Genomic DNA, 13578 nt, shown 5'->3' on the forward strand with positions numbered 1-13578 from the left:
CTCACACAGGACATCGGAGTGACTGGTCGCCGCACGCGACCATCTGCTCCTCGAGGTGACCGTCCCGCCGGGGGACGTCTCGACGGAGCTGCCCGAGATCCTGCTCTCCGCGCTGATCGCCCGGCTCCGGCCACCGCACGCCGAGGCGCAGTCCTCGCATCCGGTTTTCCGGCTGTTCCGGTCTAGCGTCGAGGCGCATTTCCGGGAACATCATGACGGGGGCTACTACGCCCGCGCCCTGGGCTATGCGCCCCGCACCCTTTCACGAGCGGTGCAGCAGGTCACCGGCCGCACGGCAAAGGGGTACATCGTCGACCGGATCGCCCTGGAAGCCAAGCGGCTCCTCGCACACGACCGCCTCACCGCGGCCCGCTGCGCCCACGCGCTGGGATTTCCCGACGCATCCAACTTCTCCGTGTTCTTCCGGAAGGCGACAGGCGTGCGCCCGGGTGCGTGGCAGGCGAGCCTGGCCGTCACATGAGGAGGTGCCCTCATCAAGGGCACCCACGCGTCGGCCACACCACCGGGCACGGATCGAACGGCCGTCGCACAGAGAAGGGCATCCCGCCCAGGACTCGCAGACCTCTCGACATATACTCACGCGCCTGTGGCCGCACACCGCGGCGAACCAAGGGGGACACAACGCCCGTGCCTGACTTCGACGACCCCGCGTGGGGCCCCTTCCCTGTTCGTCCGGCCCCACTGCGTTGGCTGTTGCTGCTGCCCCTCACCCTCCTGCTGCTGCCGCTGTGGTGGGTGGTGTGGCTCCTCCTGGCGGCTCTCTGCTACTGCGCGGCGTCCGTGGCACAGCTGTTCGTCTACATGGTGCCGCGCGCCGAGAACGGCGCCGTCCGAGTCCTCGATGCCACCCTGGGCCAGGTCCCGTTCATCCCGCTGTGGTGCGTGACCCCGGTGTCCCTGGTCCGCGAGGGCAACACGGCGTACTACCGCGCACGCGTGGACCGCCGCATCGAGAAGCAGACCCGACGCGTCGAGAACGCCACCGTCCTTGCCGGGTACGACCGCGACCTCGACCTCGGGGCCCACTACTTCCGCGGTGCGGGCGCCGGTTATGTCCTGGGCGTGGCCTCGGAACAGAACTGGAGCCTGCACCCCCTACTGCGCTCCCACCCCCGACGCCGGATCCGCCTGCGCCACAACGGCCGCCCACGTACGGGCAGCAGGGACTGATCCTCGTACCCGCGTGGGAACCTTGTGACGGCCGAAGTCCTGTGCGTCCAGAGCTGCGGAAACCGATTCAAGGGGAGACTTCCGCATGGCTAATTCCTTAGCCCGCTGACCTCCCACTGACTCGTCTCGCCATTCCATTGGTACCCCTCGACGGTCACCTCCGTAACGGGCACGAAGCGCCACGCATCATCACGCCAAGCAATGACGTAGTTCTCGACCAGCTTTTCTCGGAAATCATGAACCGTGGCCCCGCGAATCCCGTAGAGGTGCCCGAGCGCCTCAACGGGGACATCGGGTTCAATCATTACGATCCAGCCCGCGCACTCCACGAATTCGATCTTCTGGTCCGCAGTGGACTCGTGATCCTCTTGCCGGTCACCACGCAGTCTCCGCAGGCGACTCACTGCATCTTCCAGGGTCCCGCCGACCGTGATCCCCACTCTGTTTCCGAGTTCGGAGAATATGGCTTGCAGGAACGGCGCTGCGGCCATCCCCGCGAGGATACTCTCCAGATTCAACTGGCCTGTCGCGTTCGTTTCACGGTCCGTCTGGTCCGGTGAACCTGGCACAGGAGTCGCACCCGCCGTGCGCCCCGAACCCGCCTCGTCCATGTGCCTCATACGCCCCCGATTCGGCCGTGCCATGCGCGCCGCGCCACCTGGGCGCCAGCGTAGTTACGGGAGTTACAGCGTAGTGATTTACCCGCGGGTTGTGGAAGATGTCGCCACCAGCACGCGAGTTGTCGGCACCGGCCGTGCCGGCAGCACAGGTCGTCCTCATGCGTCGAGGCGCCCGCCAGGTGGCCCGGTCTCGGAGGTGATGATTACTCCCTTGCCGAGGGACGCCACTCCTCTGCCGGACAAAGCGACCTTGCCGCTGTGCGGAGGGTCGAGGAGATCAACTTGCCTCCCGTAGCGCTCAATTATTTCCAGCACCATTTGGCGGGAGCCTGAATGTGCCGCGTCAGTCGCGGATTCGACATTGAAGCTCTGCCCGGCCCGAGCTATGCCGCCCACACATCGAACGATGCAGACGGCTTCCGACGACGTTGTGGGTTCGACGGAAACCATCTGCAGTCTGCTGGGTTCGCGATGGAGCTTTCTTGAGGTCACGGTGACCGATCGTCGCATCCCGTGCCTCGACGACCAACTCCCCGGCGGCCTCGTGCGCTCAGGTGCGACTGCCGTTGGATCGGCCGAAGAGTTCTACCTCGGCGATGGCCACCTGCTTCTTGGCCGACGCGGCGTGTGCCGACTCGACGGTGAAGCGGACCCGGGTGACCTCGCCGACGCGGAAGGAGCGACGCTGGCCGCCCGGGCCCGGGTCCAGGGTGAGTTCGCGGGTCGCGGTGGAGCCGTCCTTCTTGGTGACCGTGGCCTTGACCCGGTGCGGCAGGGCCGACTTGCCGAGTTCGTCGGCCCGGGTGGACACGCCCGGCGTGATGATGACGTCCAGCAGGCGGGTCGGCCGGACGAAACTCACCTCGATCCACTCGCCCTGACCCGATTCCGCTACCCCCGGGCCCCACCAGGTGTTGTTGAGCTTGTCGAAGGCCAGCTTCGCTCCATGGCCGGCGTACGCGTTCGAGGCGCGGATCTTGTCCGGTTCGACCGGGGCACGCTTGGCGAAGTGGTCGCGCGTGGCCTGGATGCCGTCGGAGAGGTTCACCGCGACGAAGATGAGCAGCGCCAGGACGAGGGCCCAGGTGATCCAGGTGCCGATGTGGTCGAACACGCGGCGCAGCCGGGGGCGTTCACCCGCCCACGGCGTCTGGTTGCGGCCGGGGCCGATGAGCCGGCGCCACCACGGCAGCGGCGCGGACGGCTGGCCCGGTGTCTCGGCCAGCGGCATCGCGCAGCGGGCGCAGAAGTGCCGGTCGGGGCGGTTCGGGGTGGCGCACCACGGGCAGGGCGGGCCGTTGCCGGCCTGCGGTTGCTGTCCGGGCACGCGTACGTGCGGGCGTTCGGCGTCGGGCCGTCCGGGCAGGACCGGGCTCACGGCCGGGGGCGGCGGGGTGGCCGCCTCCGGGTCCGAGACGGGCACCAGGAGGGAACGGACCGTTTCAGGGCCGGGGGTGTGCGCGGGCGCCACCGGGTCGTTGGGTGTCGTGTCGGTCAAGTCCGGGTTTCCAGGGGCGGGTTGGCGCTCGGGCGTGGCTGCGGGCGTTGGAGGCGCGGCGCGATGGGGCAGGCCGGAGTCGGTGGCGCGCCCGTCGGCGGCCGGGGGCTGCGCCGGGCCGCCTGCGGCCGGGGCCGGGGCGGAGGGACCGGTCTGGCCCGGGCGGGCGGCGGTGTCCCGGCCGGGGCCCTGGGCGGCGCCCGGCACGGCCGCGGAGCCCGCGCGGGAGTCCGCGGCCGGTGCCGCCCCCGAGCGCGCCCCGGCCGTATCCCAGCTGAGGACGGCGCCGCAGGCGTCGCAGAACGACTGACCGGGTTCCACGCGGGCGTCGCACTCGGTGCAGTTCTGCCTGGTCATGACTCCAGGGTCCTTTCGGTGGCGGTGGTGGTGACGTTGGGGGTGACGGTGACGGTGTAGGGCATGTGGGCGGGGCGGGCGGCGGCGACGAGCGCGTCCAGGCGGTGGGTGTCCGCCGGTGTCGGGTCGGGCAGCCGCAGCGCCACGTGCAGGTGAGGGCGGGGGCTGCCGGGGATCGGGCCGCGCGGGCGCGCGCTCCACGCGGCGCCGCCACTCTCGGTGATCTCCGGTGTGGTGCCGAACGCCAGTCGCACCGCCTCCGACAGCCCCTGGCGCGTGCCGCGTACCCGGTGCAGCGCGGCAGCGGCGGCCACAGCGGCGCGCAGGCGTTCCTCGGAATCGATGCCGTCCGTCTCGGCGCCCACCCAGATGCCGAGCCACCGGGCGAAGTCGATCGGGGTGAGCGCGGGGTCGAAGTAGGTGTCCAGACAGTCGAGGACGTTCAGGATCGGCGCCAGGACCTCGTCGAGGCCCGCGACGAAACGCTGGGCCAGATCGTCGTCGGCGAAGACGGCCGGGAGCATCATCCCGATGGGCGCGGAGGAGCCCAGGCCGTCGATGGAGCCCCTCATCAGCGGCCGCCCCGCTGACGCTCCGGATGCCACGGGGTGGTCCTCACGAGACGTCCCCGATCACGCGTACGCGGTGGTCGAAGGAGAAGACCAGGGCGGACGGCTCCAGGTCGATGCGGTCGGTGCGGTCGCCGCGCTTGCCGGTCAGGGGGTCCGCGGGGTGCAGGACGACCTCGTCCACCAGTTCCACGCCGGGTACCCGTTGCAGCACCGCGAAGATCTCGCCCGCCTGGACGGGGCGGCCGAAGGGCCAGCCCCGGCCGTCCGCGCCGCCGGTCAGCGGGTCGAGGTGGCGGTAGATGGCGTCGTGGGCCGCGCGCCGTACGCGGTCGGTCTCCACCCCGCGGAACGCGTGCACCGTGGCCACCACGGTGATGCCCTGGTAGAACGGCGGGCCGACGGCGAGCCGGGTGCCGATCAGGCGGCGCTCGTCCAGGTGGCGGGTAATGCGCTCCAACAGGGCGTCCCCGGGCACGAGTTGCTCGAAGCGCAGCCGCCCGCCGGGGTCGGCGACGGCCTGCGGCACGACCAGGACACGCACCGCGTGCGCCCCGTGCTCGTCGGGTGTGCCCTCCAGGCAGGTGATGCGGGCCGTCTCCGGGGCGGCGCGGCGGGCGAGCTCCTCGTAGTCGCGCAGGGTCACGGCACGCTCCTGGGCGCGCAGTGTGATGGGCGCGCGGACCTTGGCCTCCTCGACGGTCTCTCCGTCGACACCGCCCCGGGCGGCCTCCCGGTTGACGACCTCGGTGACGTACGGGATGGAGGTGCGCAGCACGCGTATCGCGCCGCGGGCCACGTTGCCGGAGCGGCCGCCGCCGATGCGGTAGCGGCGGGCGCGGATGACGGCACCCTTGGGGGCGATCGCGCCGTACTGGCGCAGGGTGCCGTCGGCCTCGCGCACGGCGGGGCCGAAGGCGATGGCGCCGGTGGTCGCGTCCAGGGTGATGTGCCGGTCGTCCGGGCGGGATTCGGCGAAGTGTGTGACCACCTGCCAGTCCTCCCAGCCGTTGTGCTCGGCGGTCTGCAGGAGCACCGGAGGTTCGTCGCCGACAACGGGCGCATGGGCGAGCCGCAGCCGCTGGCCGGGCAGCCCGGTGGCCTCGCCGAGCGGCTCGTCGTACACCGTGTCCGCGTGCACGACGGGAGTGGTGCCGCCGATCGTGCAGGCGTCGCTGGAGCGCACCGTCGGCGATGTGGTGTAGAAGGGCTGGTCCGACAGGGGTTCGGTGACCCGGCAGCGCAGCCAGCCCGCCTCATGGCCGCCGTTGCGGGACAGGACGTGGCCGCCGGGCACGTGCAGGACCACGTCGCCGGGCCGGTTGAGGCCGCCGGTGCCGTCACTGTGCACCTCGCACGGCTGCCAGCCGTCCGCCGTCCAGGCCTCCCAGACCAGCGGAGGCTGGCGGGGGTCGACGCCCACGCCGTCGACGCGGCTGTCGAGTTCGAGGGCGACCGCGCAGTGCGGGACGGCGGCGGTCAGGCCGAACAGCAGGCAGTCACCGGGACTCGGGGCCTCGCTGAAGCACAGTACGTCGCTGCCCTCGGCGAGGTCGGCGGTGCGGTCGGTGACGGGCTCCCCGCGGCGCTGCACCATCAGGTGGCGCAGCATGCACGGCACGATGCGCAGATCGTGCTCGGTGGCGAAGACGACGGCGTCCTCGGTCTCGGTGCGCAGCGTGGTCACCTCGGTGCCGACCGGCACGGCCACCGGCTCGTCACGGGGCGCGGACAGCCAGAAGGTGACGTCGGTGCGGGCGGCGGACGGCGGGAACAGCGTGATGCCGACCAGGTCGAGGAAGGCCAGGTGGTTCTTGTCCGGGACGCGGTTGAGGCGGTAGACGATCTGGTCCGCCATGTGCGCGACCGTCTCGACGAGGGTGACGCCGGGGTCGGAGACGTTGTGATCGGTCCACTCCGGGGCGCGCTGCTGTATGTAGCGCTTGGCGTCGTCGACGAACTGCTGGAAGCGGCGGTCGTCGAGGTTGGGGCTCTGCAGGGACATCAGCGGTCGCTTTCGGGGAAGGCGCCGGGGCCGTCGGACGTCTCCGCGGCTCCCGGCTCCTCGTGGGAGGGGATGACGTAGAAGGGGAAGACGAGGCTGCGCGGGTTGTTCGTGCCGCGGATCGCGTAGCGCACGTCGATGAACAGCACGCTCTGGTCCTCGCCCGCGGTGACCTCGACCTCGTGCACCTCGATGCGCGGCTCCCAGCGGTCCAGGCTCAGGTACACCTCGTGCTGGATGCGGCCCGCGGTCTGTTCGTTGACCGGCGCGAACACCAGGTCGTGGATGGCGCAGCCGAACTCCGGGCGCATCGGCCGCTCGCCGGGGGCGGTCGCGAGGACCAGCCGGATGGCCTCCTCGACCTCGCGCTCCCCGCTGACCAGGGCGATGCCTCCGGTGGGGCCGATGCGCAGTGGGAACGCCCAGCCGGAGCCGACGAACTGTTCGGCCATCAGGAAGTCACCGGTCCTTGCTTGGGTACGAGCGTGAGCGCGAGCGTGTGGGTCATCAGAAGGGCAGGGGTTTGCGGTTGACCAGGACCACACCGTTCAGCCCGATGTTGGTCGAGTTCAGGGCCATCGTGGCGCCGGAGGTGAGTGCCATCGCTCCGACGGTGTTCACCGTGACCCCGCCCGTCGCGATGAGGGAGGCCATGCCGGCCGCCCGCACATTGAAGAACGAGGTGTTGACGCTGACTCCGCCACCGCCCGCGTTCACGTTGACGGCGCTCCCGGCCCGGAGGCTGAGCATCCCGCCGCTCTGGATGGAGACGTTGCGTTTGGCGCTCAGCGTGAGGTCCGTCCCCGCCCGGACGGTCACCGAGCGGCCGCCCTTGATGGTGACCGACCCCTTGCTGTCCACGGTGATCTCGGTCTTGGCGCGGTCCAGATTGACGGTCAGCTTGTCGTCACCCGTGGAGACCCGCACGCCCCGGTGGGCGCCCACCCGCTGACTGAGCAGGTCGACGCGGTTGCCGGTGCGGTCGGAGATGGTGTGCCGGCTGGCCTGGTTGCGCGCCCCGGAGTACAGCGGCGCCTTGTTCCGTGTCGGCTTGTCCTTGCCGTTGTAGAGCCCGCCGATCACGAAGGGGTGGTCGAGCGCGCCCCGGTCGAAGCCGACGAGGACCTCGTCGCCCACGTCCAGCGGGAAGATGCCGCCGCCGCGCTTGCCGCCGAGCTGCACCACGCGCGTCCAGTCGCTGACGTAGGTGTCGTCCAGCCAGGGGAACTTGAGCTTCACGCGGGCCTGTTCGTCCTTGGTGTCGACGTCCGTGACGACGGCGTTGGCCACGCCGGGCAGCCGCGGCTCGCTCTCCGTGCCGCCCGAGGTGAGCCCGTACAAGGAGCGCCACTGCCGGCCGCTGACGGTCACCCAGGACTCGTAGCGCTGGCCGTTGCCGAACACGTGCCGCACGGAGGTCGTCGTGTACTTGCCCTGGAAGGGCCAGCCGACGTCGGCGAGCGCCACGGGCACGCCGGGACGCAGCTTGGGGTTGCCGTGGACGATCACCTCCAGTTCGGAGAACGAGGAGGACACGTCGTCGAAGAGGGCGTCGGCGGCATGCTTGACCTCGGGCCGTTTGTCGTAGGGCATCGAGGTCTGCACGAGCTTGGTCTTCTTGAAGGCGGCCGCGGCCTTCTTCGGCGAGGAGCCGATGGAGAAGACGGGGTTGTTGGCGCGGCGCGACGTCTCCACGATCTCGCGTGCGGTGGCCACGTCGTAGCCGCGCACCTCCACCTCGGCCACCTGGTCGGCGGCGGTCACGGAGGTGCGCAGGCGCAGGATGTCGGTCCCTGACTTCAGGACGAGGGGGTTCTTCTCGCTGCGTGCGCCGGTCGGCGAGGGCGCGCCCGCCGAAGGCTTGGGCGAGACGAAGTTGAACTTGCCCTTCCCGTCCAGGGACATCACCATCTTGTTCTCGTCCGCCAGGCGGGCGATGAAGTCCCAGTCGGTGACGTTGGGCTGGCTGATGAACTCGTAGTTCCCCTTGGATGATTCGATCTTCCCTACGGGCACGCCCGCGAGCCCGGCCAGCTTCTTGACGATCGAGGACGCGGTCTCGTTCGCGTACGCGACCACACGGCGCCGGCGCAGGAAACGGTGCCCGAGGTCGTAGCCGCGGATGACGGTGAAGGACCCGGTGCCGTCGTAGTCGGCCTCCAGGGCGGTGACCTCGCCGGTGAGGAGCGGCTCACCGGAGCCCTGCCCGTCGGACACGGGCGTCAGCACCACCTCGGTGCCGAACTTCACGTTGAGGTCCTTCAGGAGCAGGCGGTGCGGGTCACGGAAGGTGAGGCGGAACGCGGCGGGCACCCCGGCGCCCTGGTCGACCCAGCCGTCGACGAACATCCGGGCGTACGCGTCGGGGAGCTTTGCCCCGCCGAGCTTGACCTTCATGACGCTGGAGAAGGCGACACCGGCCATCAGCGACCCACCTCCTGCGCCGCGGGCAGCACCAGTTCGGTGCCGGACGTGAGGGTGGAGGGGTCGTCGATCCCATTGGCCTCGGCGATGGCCCGCCACACCGTGGGATCGCCGTACTCGCGCCAGGCCAGCGACTGCAGCGAGTCGCCCGCGACGACCCGGTGCACGCTCTGCGCGGTGAGCGCGCCGGAGGTCGGGTTCTGCCCCTGCGCGTCACTCGGGATCTCGTGCAGCTGCAACTGACAGGTGGCCCGGATGGGCACACCGGAGGTGCCGAAGAGGGTGTACGAGGCGTCCACGGAGGCCACGTACGCGGTGAACCGGGCCGTCTTGAACGACCCCCACTGGAAGATCACCCACGGCGGCGACGGCTGGTCGGCCTTCTTGCTCTTGGGCGTCACTCCACAGCAGTCGAGGAGCGTCTGCACCTTCTTCAGGACCTGGTTGCTCGTCGGCTTGCCGGAGGAGTCGAGGAAGATCTCCACGCTCATCTGGCGCTGCTCCGAACCCATGAACTCCGGCATCGCGCCGTCCCGGTTGTCGGCCGTCGGCGTCACCGTCCAGTTGGCACGGCGCCCGATGGTCAGCTGCGCCGGGTTGAAGTCGAAGTTGAACGTCCTGATGAGCGCGCCCGGCGTGGTGCTGGTGCCGACGGGGGGCTCGTGAATGGCGAGGCTGGCGCGCACGAGGCTCTTGCCGGCGCCTTTGCTCTTGGGCATGTGGGTGTCTCCCGCTCCTCTCTCCGGACTCTTGGGCCACGCGGACCCCGGGCCCCTTGCTCTGTGCGGACCCTCAGTCCGTGAACCCGTGGTGGGCGATCTCCAGGACCTCCGTGGCGACGGCCGGACTGCTGGGGTCGAGCCGGGGCCCCTGCCAGCTGACGGGAAGCACGTCGATCAGCCCCCACCGCGCCACTTCCGAGCCGTCCGCGCGCAGCGCCGCGATCTCGGCGGTGGGCCGTTTGATGCCCGTCTGCACGGACGAGATCCACTTGGCGACCTTGGTGGTGTCCGGGGTGAGGGGGCGGGTGAGCCGGATGGTGGAGAAGGTGACGCGGGACGGCAGTTGCCAGACGAACCCGTTGTTCCCGCCCTCCTGGCGGTGCTCGATCTCCACCTGGGACGAAAGACCCTCGCACCCGTTGAAGTAACCGAGGCTCTGGCCGTCGATGGAGAGGCTGAACCAGATCGTGGAACCCGGGTCCTGGCGGGGCATCGCGGGTGGGCCTTTCTGTCGTTGCTGCTGCGGCGCGGGGCGCGCCAGGACGGTGAACGGGGCAGGTCAGCGGCGGTCGTCTCGGAGCCTGCCGATGCGTTCGCGGTCCATGCGGAGTTCGGTGCGGACCAGGCGCGTGATGCGGCCGATCATCAGGTGCACGAGTTCGTCGATCTGGAAGTCCGTGAGGTCCTTCGGGTCGAACGTCCCCTTGGGCACACGGGTGTACGCGGGCGGCGGGGCGGCAGCACTGGCGGAGGTGACCGCCGCGGTGTTCCTGTCGGGCGGGAAGGGCAAGGGATCGTCCTCGACCGTTTCCTGTTCCTGCCGGCTCGGCCGCCCCTGCTGGTTCTGACCGCCCGTCCGAAGCCGCCCCAGCGTGGTCGCGACGGTCGCCGCGGCGGAGGCGGCGAGCGTCTCGGTGGCCGAACGGGTCGCCGAGCGGAACCCTCGCTGCACGACGGGTCCGGTGCGGGCGATGGGCAACGGCTGAGCGGAAGCCGCTGGGGACGGTGCCGGGGGCGGGGCGAGGCGGGCCACGGGGAGGGGCGGCTGGGGGGCGGGGGTGGCGCGTTGGACCGGCGGGATCGCTGGCGCGTTCGGCCGTGGGGCGGTTAGTGGCGCGGCGGCGTTCGCTTGAGACACGCGGGGAGCCTGCTTCGGAGCGCCCTCCTTGGGGAGGGCGGTGGCGGTGGCGCGCTGAACGGGCAGCTCTGCACGGGTGTTGGCGACATGGGTGGGTGTCGTGGGTTGCGGTGAAGGGGCGTGCGAGGGGAGCAAGTTGGGGGTGCCGGCTCGCTGGACGGGTGGCGTCATCGGGCCCGAGGGCTCCGGCAGCTGAGGGGGCCGCTTCGTTACGTCCGTGCGCGGCGCGGGATGCGACGCCGGTGCGGACAAGTCGGCGTGCGGATTGAACGGACCGGCTGCGGGGGTTTGTTGCATCGTCGTAGGTACGTGAGTGCGCGACACGTCGCTCGACGTGAAGGGCGAGCGGGAGGAGACGGCCCGCTGAACCGGTGGCGCAACTGCGCGGTCACCGCCCTGCGCTGCGCTGGGACCCTGCCGCACGGCGTTCGTGAGCGGCACGGCTCCCGGTGGCGGTGCGGTCAGGGGCGCGCCGAGCGGGGTACGCCCGCGCGGGGCAGGCTTGGTGACGGGAGCGGTGGCGCGCTGGACCTTGGGCTCGGACGGTGTGGAGGCCGGGCTCACTGAGGATTTGGCAGGGGTGGTGGACGCTGCGGGGGTGACCCCCGTCGTCGGGGCAGGGTGAGACGCGGACGGCGAGGACGAAGGCAGGGCTAGCCGTGCTGTCTTGGGCATCACGTCCGACGTCACCGGAGCGCCGAGACCCACACGGGGCACCTTGCGGTGGGCGCTGCGCTGGACTGGCGGAGGCTGCGGAGGCTGAGGGGTGACGGACGCTGAGACGGCGGCCGCACTTGACGTCTGCGGGCCGTTGGCAGCCACCCTTGCAGGTGATGTCGGCGGGATGGCAGATGAGTTGTCTGCGTTCGCACGCGAAGTACTGCTCTGTGTGCGGGGGTTATCCGCGGATGTACGCGCGTCGGGTGCCGCGGCAGATGGGGCGGACGGTGAGGGGCGTGTCGCGGGCAGGGCAGGGCTGTGCGGTTGAGGTATCGCCCGCTGGACCGCCGGCTCCGGGTTGGAGGGTCGGCTCGGGCCAATCGGCTTCGCGGCAGCCGGTGCGGAAGTACTCGCCGTAGCGGGGGGCGAGGGCGCGGCGGACGCCGGAGGGATCGGCTGAGGCGCGCGGGACGCAGTCGGCTGGGAGGCTGGCAGCGCGCTCGTCTCGCGTACGGCTCGGGCGGGGGGCTCAGACGCGGCCGAGGCACGCTGCACGGGCGCAGAAGGCGGACTCGGCGCGTGCGCGGAGGCCGCAGACGGCTTGAGGGCGGGCGGCACGCTCGACTCACGTACGGCTCGACCATGGGGCGCAGATGCGGCGGACGCACTCGGCAGGGGCGCAGACGACGGACTCGACGCGGGGGACGAAGTCGACGTCGAGGCGGACGGCACGCTCGTCTCGCGCGCGGCCCGAGCATCGGAAGCAGACGCGGCCGTCGCGTTCTGCACGGTCGCAGACGAAAGACTCGATGCGGCGGACGCAGCCGACGTAGGGGCGGGCGGCACGCTCGTCTCGCGTACGGCCCGACCACGGGACGCATCCCCGGCCGACGCACGCTGCACAGGCTCAGGGGTCGGGCTCGGCGCGTGCGCAGGCGACGCAGTCGGCGTAGGGACGGACGGCACGCTCGTCTCGCGTACGGCCCGAGCATGGGGCGCAGACGCGGCCGTCGCACGCTGCACAGGCGCAGAAGGCGGACTCGACGCGTGCGCGGGCGACGCAGTCCACGTAGAGGCGGACGGCACGCTCGTCTCGCGCGCGGCCCGAGCATCGGAAGCAGACGCGGCCGTCGCGTTCTGCACGGTCGCAGACGATGGCCTCGGCGCACGGGACGCAGCCGGTTCACGCACGGCCTCAGCCGGCGCCGACGCCGCCGACACACCCGGCACGGACGCAGGCGCGGACCAGGTACTCGGCGCAGGTGACTCAGTCGGCTCACGCACGGCCGAAGCGTTCGGCTCTGACCCAGGCAGGCCACCCGGCAGACGCGCAGGCGACGTACTCGACTCTGACGCCAACGCAGCAGTCGAGCCACGCACAGCCGAAGCTTCAGGCACCGGCTCGGGCCCAGCCGAACCCGGCAGACGCGCCAGCGACACAGTCGACCCAGACGCGGGCGAACTCGACCCAGACACAGCGCCCGCAGCGCTCGTCCCACGATCCACCGAAGGCCCCGTCAACGGCCGGACAGACGAGCCGACTTCACCTCTCCCCCGCTCCCCGACACCCCCGTCCGATGACGAGGCCGCCCCCGCCCGCAGCCCGCCACTCGTGCCAACCCGGGGTGCCGCGGACTCCCGACGGGCCACAACAGGCAGAGCGCGGCGCTGCACGGCCGCAGGGACCGCCGGCGCCTTGGTGAGCGCGGGCGGACGCGTGGTCGCCAAGGGTGCGGCGACCGGAGTCGGCGTCACGCGTACCCCACGGGCCGGGGTCGGCGGCGGCGTGGCAGCGCTCGGCGCACGGGACGGCGTGACCACCGACGTCCCGTTCCCCTCCTGGACGGCACGCGAGCGCTGCACGGTCTGGGGCACGGGGCCCTGTCGGTCGGAGCCCCGCACCTCGGGGCTCCGCGACCGCCGTGCTCCAGAGCTCTGGACGCCGCCAGGTGCGTCCGTGCTCCGGACCCCGGGCGCCGCAGCACGCTGCACGGGTACGGACGCCGCCACCGGCCCCGGCCTCCGCGCCTGCCCGGGCCCGGGCCCCGAACGCGGCGTTCCAGCGGCGCCCGTGGTCCGACGAGACGCAGCACGCTGCCCCGGGCCGCCAGTCGCGCCCGGCACCGCCGCCGCCACCGCCCCGGATACCCCGGGAGCGCCCGGTGACACCTCTGCCCGCTGCACTTGCCGCAGCGGCGCCACCGGCAGGGGGCGCGCCGACGGGGAAGGCGAGGTGGGCGTCCAGGGTGCCGGGTTCGCGGCCCTTTCGAGTTCCGTGACCGGCCGTGGGGGGGGGGGCGGGGCGCCGGCCGCGCCGCGGGGGGGCCACGGGGGGGGCGCGGGGCGCGGTGCCGCCGCCCCGAGGGGGGGGGGGGGGGCCGCGGGCCGGGGAGA

The 13578-nt window shown here is 71.7% G+C and carries 10 protein-coding genes and 1 pseudogene; 2 read left to right on the top strand and 9 right to left on the bottom strand.

The window, feature by feature from the left end; genetic code table 11:
* Positions 1-31: 31 nt before the first annotated feature.
* Both ACWFRU_RS29550 and ACWFRU_RS29555 read left to right on the top strand, forming a co-directional pair.
* Positions 32-481 (top strand): annotated as a pseudogene (locus ACWFRU_RS29550) (helix-turn-helix domain-containing protein); the annotation flags it as partial.
* Positions 482-648: 167 nt separating this feature from the next.
* A complete protein-coding gene (locus ACWFRU_RS29555) occupies positions 649-1191 on the top strand; it encodes a hypothetical protein (protein ID WP_453691160.1) in 543 nt (180 codons plus the stop codon).
* An 89-nt stretch (positions 1192-1280) separates the two neighbouring features.
* On the opposite strand, the gene ACWFRU_RS29560 is transcribed toward ACWFRU_RS29555, so the two are convergent.
* From ACWFRU_RS29560 to ACWFRU_RS29600, 9 genes are all read right to left on the bottom strand, one after another.
* Positions 1281-1682: a hypothetical protein gene (locus tag ACWFRU_RS29560; RefSeq protein ID WP_453691161.1), complete on the bottom strand. Its 402-nt coding sequence runs from the start codon at positions 1680-1682 to the stop codon at positions 1281-1283.
* A 679-nt stretch (positions 1683-2361) separates the two neighbouring features.
* On the bottom strand, positions 2362-3666 hold the full coding sequence (locus ACWFRU_RS29565; RefSeq protein ID WP_453691162.1) for an NADase-type glycan-binding domain-containing protein: 1305 nt from the start codon (positions 3664-3666) through the stop codon (positions 2362-2364).
* Entirely contained in the window at positions 3663-4238 is a 576-nt protein-coding gene (locus ACWFRU_RS29570) for a phage tail protein (protein WP_453691194.1), read from the bottom strand. The genes ACWFRU_RS29565 and ACWFRU_RS29570 overlap by 4 nt, the downstream gene beginning before the upstream one ends.
* Before the next feature lie 43 nt (positions 4239-4281).
* Positions 4282-6240, bottom strand: coding sequence for a putative baseplate assembly protein (locus tag ACWFRU_RS29575; protein WP_453691163.1), 1959 nt, complete (start codon positions 6238-6240; stop codon positions 4282-4284).
* The gene (locus ACWFRU_RS29580) at positions 6240-6692 is read right to left on the bottom strand and encodes a GPW/gp25 family protein (protein ID WP_363212340.1); all 453 of its coding nucleotides are present in this window, start codon (positions 6690-6692) and stop codon (positions 6240-6242) included. Before ACWFRU_RS29580 ends, ACWFRU_RS29575 begins: the two co-directional genes overlap by 1 nt.
* 55 nt (positions 6693-6747) lie before the next feature.
* Positions 6748-8664 (bottom strand): VgrG-related protein, encoded by a 1917-nt coding sequence (locus tag ACWFRU_RS29585; protein WP_453691164.1) that lies wholly within the window; start codon positions 8662-8664, stop codon positions 6748-6750.
* Positions 8664-9383 carry a CIS tube protein gene (locus ACWFRU_RS29590; protein WP_453691165.1) on the bottom strand — a complete coding sequence of 240 codons (720 nt, stop codon included), beginning with the start codon at positions 9381-9383 and terminating at the stop codon, positions 8664-8666. The genes ACWFRU_RS29585 and ACWFRU_RS29590 overlap by 1 nt, the downstream gene beginning before the upstream one ends.
* Before the next feature lie 73 nt (positions 9384-9456).
* Complete coding sequence (locus ACWFRU_RS29595) at positions 9457-9879, bottom strand: phage tail protein (RefSeq protein ID WP_365825742.1); 423 nt, start codon at positions 9877-9879, stop codon at positions 9457-9459.
* A gap of 66 nt (positions 9880-9945) precedes the next feature.
* Complete coding sequence (locus tag ACWFRU_RS29600) at positions 9946-10365, bottom strand: hypothetical protein (RefSeq protein WP_453691166.1); 420 nt, start codon at positions 10363-10365, stop codon at positions 9946-9948.
* Positions 10366-13578: the final 3213 nt, after the last annotated feature.

The organism is Streptomyces sp. NPDC055099, assembly GCF_053607685.1.

What these genes read in the sequence shown, in the direction of transcription:
- ACWFRU_RS29560 (WP_453691161.1), bottom strand. Translation starts at nt 1,682, where the DNA reads ATGGCCGCAGCGCCGTTCCTGCAAGCCATATTCTCCGAACTCGGAAAC.
- ACWFRU_RS29565 (WP_453691162.1), bottom strand. Translation starts at nt 3,666, where the DNA reads ATGACCAGGCAGAACTGCACCGAGTGCGACGCCCGCGTGGAACCCGGT.
- ACWFRU_RS29570 (WP_453691194.1), bottom strand. Translation starts at nt 4,238, where the DNA reads ATGAGGGGCTCCATCGACGGCCTGGGCTCCTCCGCGCCCATCGGGATG.
- ACWFRU_RS29575 (WP_453691163.1), bottom strand. Translation starts at nt 6,240, where the DNA reads ATGTCCCTGCAGAGCCCCAACCTCGACGACCGCCGCTTCCAGCAGTTC.
- ACWFRU_RS29580 (WP_363212340.1), bottom strand. Translation starts at nt 6,692, where the DNA reads ATGGCCGAACAGTTCGTCGGCTCCGGCTGGGCGTTCCCACTGCGCATC.
- ACWFRU_RS29585 (WP_453691164.1), bottom strand. Translation starts at nt 8,664, where the DNA reads ATGGCCGGTGTCGCCTTCTCCAGCGTCATGAAGGTCAAGCTCGGCGGG.
- ACWFRU_RS29590 (WP_453691165.1), bottom strand. Translation starts at nt 9,383, where the DNA reads ATGCCCAAGAGCAAAGGCGCCGGCAAGAGCCTCGTGCGCGCCAGCCTC.
- ACWFRU_RS29595 (WP_365825742.1), bottom strand. Translation starts at nt 9,879, where the DNA reads ATGCCCCGCCAGGACCCGGGTTCCACGATCTGGTTCAGCCTCTCCATC.